The organism is Halomicrococcus pelagicus (assembly GCF_050954125.1).
Window position 1 is genome coordinate 284,782 of sequence record NZ_JBPBWC010000005.1, and the last position, 6,000, is coordinate 290,781.

Here is a 6,000-nt window from a genome sequence, read left to right on the forward strand (position 1 = left end):
AAAATCGCTGATGGCCTGCGCCCGGGACACGCAGTCGTCGCGCCGTCGCGGGTCGTCGACTGGTTCCAGTTCGACGGGTTTAAGTTCGACATCGGACAATCTCCGGTGAGACAGGCATCGCCTGTTTCACTGACCCGTAGGAGCATTCCTGCGTACTACGGAGGTGAACGATGGCAGATAATGAGATAGAGGAAGCAGTCTCTCGCGCACTCGAGGACTCACCGGAGCGGAACTTCCGTGAGACGGTGGACCTCGCGATAAACCTGCGCGACCTTGATTTGAACGACCCGTCGAACCGGGTCGACGAAAGTATCGTACTCCCGTCTGGCACCGGCCAGGACACCAAGATCGTCGTGTTCGCGGAGGGCGAAACCGCCCTGCGTGCAGAGGACGTCGCGGACGAGGTCCTCGACGGCGACGACCTGGAGGACCTGGGCGACGACGACGACGCGGCCAAGGACCTCGCCGGCGAAACCGACTTCTTCATCGCCGAAGCGTCGATGATGCAAGACATCGGTCGGTATCTCGGTACCGTCCTCGGTCCGCGCGGGAAGATGCCCGAACCGCTCCAGCCGGACGACGACGTCGTCGAGGTCGTCAACCGGATGAAGAACACGGTCCAGCTCCGGAGTGGCGACCGTCGGACGTTCCACACGCGCGTCGGCGCGGAGGACATGACGGCCGACGACATCGCCAGCAACATCGACGTCATCCTCCGGCGACTTCACACGGACCTGGAGAAGGGCCCGCTCAACGTCGACTCGGTGTACGTGAAGACGACGATGGGCCCGTCGGTGGAGGTGGCCTGATATGTCCGCAGAAGCAGAGCGCAAGACCGAGAACCTCCCCGAGTGGAAAGAAGAGGAGGTCGGCGAGCTGACCGACTTCATCGACAAGTACGAGAGCGTCGGCGTCGTCAGCATCGCCGGCATCCCGAGCCGGCAGCTCCAGACGATGCGGCGCAACCTGCACGGGAACGCGGAACTCCGCGTCAGCCGGAACACGCTGCTGCACCGCGCGCTGGAAGCGGTCGACGCCGGCTTCGAGGAGCTGACCGACTACATCGAGGGTCAGGTCGGCCTCATCGGCACGAACGACAACCCGTTCGGACTGTTCAAGGAACTGGAGGCCTCGAAGAGCCCGGCCCCGATTTCGGCCGGCGAGGTCGCCCCGAACGACATCGTCATCCCCGAGGGCGACACGGGCGTCGACCCGGGTCCGTTCGTCGGCGAACTCCAGCAGGTCGGTGCCGCCGCACGCATCCAGGACGGCTCCATCCACGTCACCGACGACAGCGTCGTCGCCGAGGAGGGCGAGGAGGTCTCCGCCGACCTCGCCAACGTGCTCGGCGAACTCGGCATGGAGCCCAAGGAGGTCGGTCTCGACCTCCGCGCTGTCTTCGCCGACGGCGTGATGTTCGAGCCCGACGAGCTCGAACTGGACGTCGAGGAGTACCGCACCGACGTCGAGACGGCCGTGGCACGCGCCCGGAACCTCTCGGTCAACGCGGTGTTCCCGACCGACCGGACCGCGACCACCCTCCTCTCGAAGGCGACCGGCGAGGCCAAGAGCCTCGGTCTCCAGGCCGCCGTCGAGAGCCCGGACCTCGCGGACGACCTCGTGAGCAAGGCCGACGCGCAGGTGCGCGCCCTCGCGGCCCAGATCGACGACGAGGACGCGCTCCCGGAGGAGCTTCGTGACGTCGAAGCTCCGGTCGCGGGCGGCGCGACCGAGGAAGACGCTGACGACGAATCGAGCGACGAAGAAGACACCGAAGCCGAGCCCGAAGACGCCGACGAAGACGAGGACGATGACGACGACAGCGCCGGCGAGGGTCTCGGAGAGATGTTCGGATAACGGAGGATTACAACAATGGAATACGTTTACGCTGCACTCATCCTGAACGAATCGGGCGAAGAGATCAACGAAGACAACCTGACGGACGTGCTCGACGCTGCGGGCGTCGACGTTGAGGAATCCCGCGTCAAGGCGCTCGTCGCCGCGCTGGAGGACGTCGACATCGAAGAGGCCGTCGAGCAGGCCGCTGCAGTCCCCGCCGGCGGTGCCGGCGGTGCTGCCGGTGCCGCAGAGGGCGGCGCCGAGGAAGGCGGCGAAGAGGAAGCGGCCGAAGAGGAGGAGGCCGCCGAAGAAGAGGAAGCCGGCGACGACGACGAAGAAGACGACGCCAGCGGTGAAGGCCTCGGCGAACTCTTCGGCTAAGTCGGTCCGACAGTTCCGTTCTTTCTTTCGCTGACGACCGCCCAGTCGCTACTGCGAGCGCCGGGTGACCGGTCGAGCGGCGACCGTCAGAGCGTCGAACGGTCGAGAGACGTCGCTGACGAGGAGCGGGCGAGCGCGTTGCGGTCGCCGTTATCGACAGGGCGAGTGGCGTCTCAGGGCCGTTTCTCCGCTATCTCCCGGATCGACCGGGAGAGCAGGTTCACGGCGATGGGGAGCGTGTCCTCGTCCACGTCGAACGTCGCGGTGTGATGGCCGCCCGGGTGGTCGGTGCCGACGCCGACGTAGGCGGCCAGGCCGCCGTTGCGCTGGACCTCCCGCATCAGGAAGGTCGCGTCCTCGCTACCGCCGAGTTCGTCGCGCCGGAGCGGTTCGTCGACGCCCCGCGTTTCGGTGGCGACGTCGTGGACGACGGCGACGAGTTCCTCGTCGCTCTCGGCGCTCGGGGCCTCGCCCTCGGTCGACCGCTCGACTTCGCAGCCGTGCATCGACGCTGCGCTGTCTACGACCTCGCCGGCGCGCTCTTTCATGTAATCTTTCAGCTCGGTCGTCTCGCCGCGCACCTCGCCCTCGATGAACGCCTCCTCGGGGATGATGTTCGTCGCGGTGCCGCCGCCGACCTTGCCGGCGTTGACGCGGGTCGCGCCGTCCTCGTGGCGGGCGATGCCGTAGAGGTTCTCGACCGCGGTCGCCATCGCGTGGACCGCGTTGTCTCCCGCGTTCGGCTTCCCGCCGGCGTGGGAGGGCGACCCGGAGAACTCCGCGCGGAAGTGGCTCACGGCGAGGAAGCCGTCGATGCCCGCGACCACCTCGCCCGTGGGGTGGTCGAGACCGACGTGGAGCGCGAGCAGGTAGTCCACGTCGTCCAGGTGGCCGCTCTTCGCCATCGGCTTGCCGCCGGCTATCATCTCCTCGCCGGGCTGGAAGAGGACCTTCAGGGTCCCCTCGAAGTCGCTGTCCGCGACGGCTTCGAGGACGCCGAGGCCGACGGTCGCGTGGGCGTCGTGACCGCAGGCGTGCATCGCTTCGGTCTCCGAGCGGAACCCCTCGGCGACGGGAACGTGGTCCTCGTCCGTCGACTCCTCTCGCAGCAGCCCGTCGATGTCGACGCGCAGTGCGACCGTCGGTCCCTCGCCGCGGTCGAGCACCGCCATCGCGCCGGTGTAGCCGCCGTCCAGTCGCTCGAGGACGTCCTCCCGCGCGCCCGCTTCGCGGGCCTGCTCGTACCAGCGGTCGAGTTCGTCGTTGTCGGGGACCGCCATGCGCTCCCCGTCGGCGAGCACCTCCGGGCCGACGTACAGTTCGTCGACGCCGATGGTTTCGAGTTCGTCGACGATGCGGCAGGTGGTCCAGAACTCGCGCCACGCCGGCTCCGGGTGGCGGTGGAACGCCCGTCGCAGTTCGACCAGTCGGTCGCGGTGAGTCTGCTGGCTCATGGCCGGGGAGATGGAGCGAACCGCCTTAAGTGCTCGAGAACCGGCGATGCCGAGACGGGTCGGGGCTCGCCCCCGACCGACGGACGTCTCGTCTCAGAACGTCCAACGCTTACGTGCGTCGTCGCCGGAAATGACAGTCCTCATGAACTTATACCTAGGCATCAATTTAGATAAACGATGATTTATATTCCTCCCACACACATGCCAATCCATGCCAGAGGTGACCTAAATGAGTTCGTCAGGGGACGAACACGACGAGGTATCGGAGGAACTGGCCGAAGCGGAGCGTGCTCGTAGCGAGAGCCACATCCAATTCCACGGCGGCAAGTGGATGAGCACGATACCGATCCTGTTTTTCATCGTCTGGGCGATCGTCCAGAGCGCGCTGCTTCGAATCAGCGACACGACCGGGCTCGCCATCGGCATGCTCGTCGCGCTCGTCGTGGGGATGTTCTTCGCGAAGGGCGACTGGAAGCGGTACGCCAACACCATCTTCGAAGGGATGACACAGCGCGTCGCCGCGACGGCCATCGTCGCCTGGCTGTGGGCCGGCATGTTCGCGCAGGTGCTCCAGGACGGCGGGTTCGTCACCGGACTCGTCTGGGCCGCGGACGCGCTGAGCGTGGGGGCGGCGCTGTTCCCCGCCGCCACGTTCATCCTCGCGGCGCTGCTGGCGACCGGCATCGGTACCGGGTACGGGACGACGGTCGCGTTCGCCGGGCTGTTCTTCCCGGCGGGCGTGCTCATCGGCGCGAGCCCCGTACTGATGTTCGGGTCCATCCTCTCGGGCGCGGTGTTCGGGGACAACCTCGCACCGGTCAGCGACACGACCATCGTCAGCGCGGTCACGCAGGACTCGGACATCGGGGGCGTCGTCTCCTCCCGGTTCAAGTACGCCATCGTCGCGGCGGTGCTCGCGTTCGCCGGCTACATCCTCGCCGGGTCGTCGATGAGTGGCAATCCGGTTTCGAGCCAGAATGTCCTGCAGGGCGACCCGCTCGGACTGGTCCACCTCGTATCGATGGGTATCGTCATCGCGACGGCGATACGGGGCCGTCACATCGTCGAGGCCATCTCGTGGGGGTTGATAGCGGCCATGGTGTTCAACCTCGTCTTCGGTCTCGCCTCGGTGGGAACGATGCTGTTGTTCAAGGCACCGCCGGACGCGCCGCTGTCCGGACTCTCGTTCCTGCCGTTCGTCGAGATCGTCCAGAACGCCGACCAGGTCGGCGTCTCCGGGAGCCTCTACACCGGTGCGTCGGGCTTCTTCCCGCTCATCGTGCTCACGCTGCTCATCGTCTCGGGTGCCCGCATCATGATTCGCGGCGGCGGATTCGAGGCCATCCAGGAGTTCCTGCTGTCCAAGGTCGCGACGTCCGTCCGGCGCGCCGAGACGACGATGGTGCTCGGTACGGCGATGGTCAACGCGATGATCACGATCAACACCGCGGCCGAGATCGCCATCGCGCCGTACATCTCCCGCATCGGCAAGCGTTTCAACGTCAACGGCTACCGTCGGGCGAACATCCTCGACGCCAACACCTCCGCGATGGGCTACATCTTCCCGTGGGGCGGCGGCGTCCTCGTCGGGTACGCCCAGATCGAACAGATGCCCCAGCAGTTCGACTGGTTCACGCCGGAGATGGTCGTCAGTCCGGTTCAGGTGTGGCCGTTCGTCTTCCACGGCTGGTTCCTGTTCGGCGTGTTCGTCGTCGCCGCGCTGACCGGGTTCGGACTGGAGTACACCTCCGACCGCCGCTCCGAGGAGGTGGCTCGCGTATGATGGAGCAGTTCCTCAAGGGAGTCGGATTCCGAACCAACCGCCCCGTGTTCGAACCGGGGGAGGAGATAGAGGTGTACGTCACCGGGTACGAGGGCGACGCCGCCGTCGCTCGCGTCGGCGACACCGTCCTCCGGATACCGGATGCACCGCGGGACGCGCTCGACAAGCGAGTTCGCCTGCGGGTCGAGGAGTTCGACGACAACGACCACGACGGTCAGGCGTCGTTGCTCGAAGTCGTCGGCGACCAGACGTTCTGACGGCGTCGGGCCCCGGCTCGCCGCCGCGGTTCGCTCGGGTAGGAATGCGATAACCGAATTTACAACTTCTTCTTATCGGAGGTATCGGCGGTTACTGGCTCGAAACCTGGAATAGAGCCGCCGACGAACTGTTCGACAGGTAACCAGGTAACTTTCACAATAGCCCACATTTATAGGTGGAATCGTCGTTGCTTCGAACGCACCAGATGGGGTGTTGACCATGGAGAGAGAACAACCGACCAGCGAACAGACAACCGACGAACCGACGGACGAATCGAGGCGTACG

6 protein-coding genes are annotated in these 6,000 nt (G+C 66.1%); 5 read left to right on the forward strand and 1 reads right to left on the reverse strand.

From position 1 onward, the window contains the following. Window positions 1–170 precede the first annotated feature (170 nt). Genes ACRYA2_RS12625 through rpl12p form a run of 3 tightly spaced genes read left to right on the forward strand, consistent with a single transcriptional unit; the run spans window position 171 to window position 2,220 of the window. Entirely contained in the window at window positions 171–809 is a 639-nt protein-coding gene (locus ACRYA2_RS12625) for a 50S ribosomal protein L1 (protein WP_113277329.1), read from the forward strand. Between the two features lies 1 nt (window position 810). Further along, window positions 811–1,857, forward strand: coding sequence for a 50S ribosomal protein L10 (locus ACRYA2_RS12630; RefSeq protein ID WP_433628491.1), 1,047 nt, complete (start codon window positions 811–813; stop codon window positions 1,855–1,857). A gap of 15 nt (window positions 1,858–1,872) precedes the next feature. Next, entirely contained in the window at window positions 1,873–2,220 is a 348-nt protein-coding gene (gene rpl12p, locus ACRYA2_RS12635) for a 50S ribosomal protein P1 (protein ID WP_433628494.1), read from the forward strand. A gap of 173 nt (window positions 2,221–2,393) precedes the next feature. Here rpl12p and ACRYA2_RS12640 read toward each other — a convergent pair whose 3' ends face one another. Continuing rightward, window positions 2,394–3,674, reverse strand: coding sequence for an amidohydrolase (locus ACRYA2_RS12640; protein ID WP_433628497.1), 1,281 nt, complete (start codon window positions 3,672–3,674; stop codon window positions 2,394–2,396). A gap of 229 nt (window positions 3,675–3,903) precedes the next feature. On the opposite strand from ACRYA2_RS12640, the gene ACRYA2_RS12645 reads away from it, so the two are divergent. Together ACRYA2_RS12645 and ACRYA2_RS12650 are read left to right on the forward strand one after the other, a co-directional pair. Further along, the gene (locus ACRYA2_RS12645; RefSeq protein ID WP_433628499.1) at window positions 3,904–5,457 is read left to right on the forward strand and encodes a Na+/H+ antiporter NhaC family protein; all 1,554 of its coding nucleotides are present in this window, start codon (window positions 3,904–3,906) and stop codon (window positions 5,455–5,457) included. After that, window positions 5,457–5,714, forward strand: coding sequence for a DUF7513 family protein (locus tag ACRYA2_RS12650; protein WP_433628502.1), 258 nt, complete (start codon window positions 5,457–5,459; stop codon window positions 5,712–5,714). The genes ACRYA2_RS12645 and ACRYA2_RS12650 overlap by 1 nt, the downstream gene beginning before the upstream one ends. The last annotated feature ends 286 nt before the right edge of the window (window positions 5,715–6,000 follow it).

Coding starts and splice junctions, on each gene's coding strand:
- ACRYA2_RS12625 (WP_113277329.1), top strand. CDS start 171: ATGGCAGATAATGAGATAGAGGAAGCAGTCTCTCGCGCACTCGAGGAC.
- ACRYA2_RS12630 (WP_433628491.1), top strand. CDS start 811: ATGTCCGCAGAAGCAGAGCGCAAGACCGAGAACCTCCCCGAGTGGAAA.
- rpl12p (WP_433628494.1), top strand. CDS start 1,873: ATGGAATACGTTTACGCTGCACTCATCCTGAACGAATCGGGCGAAGAG.
- ACRYA2_RS12640 (WP_433628497.1), bottom strand. CDS start 3,674: ATGAGCCAGCAGACTCACCGCGACCGACTGGTCGAACTGCGACGGGCG.
- ACRYA2_RS12645 (WP_433628499.1), top strand. CDS start 3,904: ATGAGTTCGTCAGGGGACGAACACGACGAGGTATCGGAGGAACTGGCC.
- ACRYA2_RS12650 (WP_433628502.1), top strand. CDS start 5,457: ATGGAGCAGTTCCTCAAGGGAGTCGGATTCCGAACCAACCGCCCCGTG.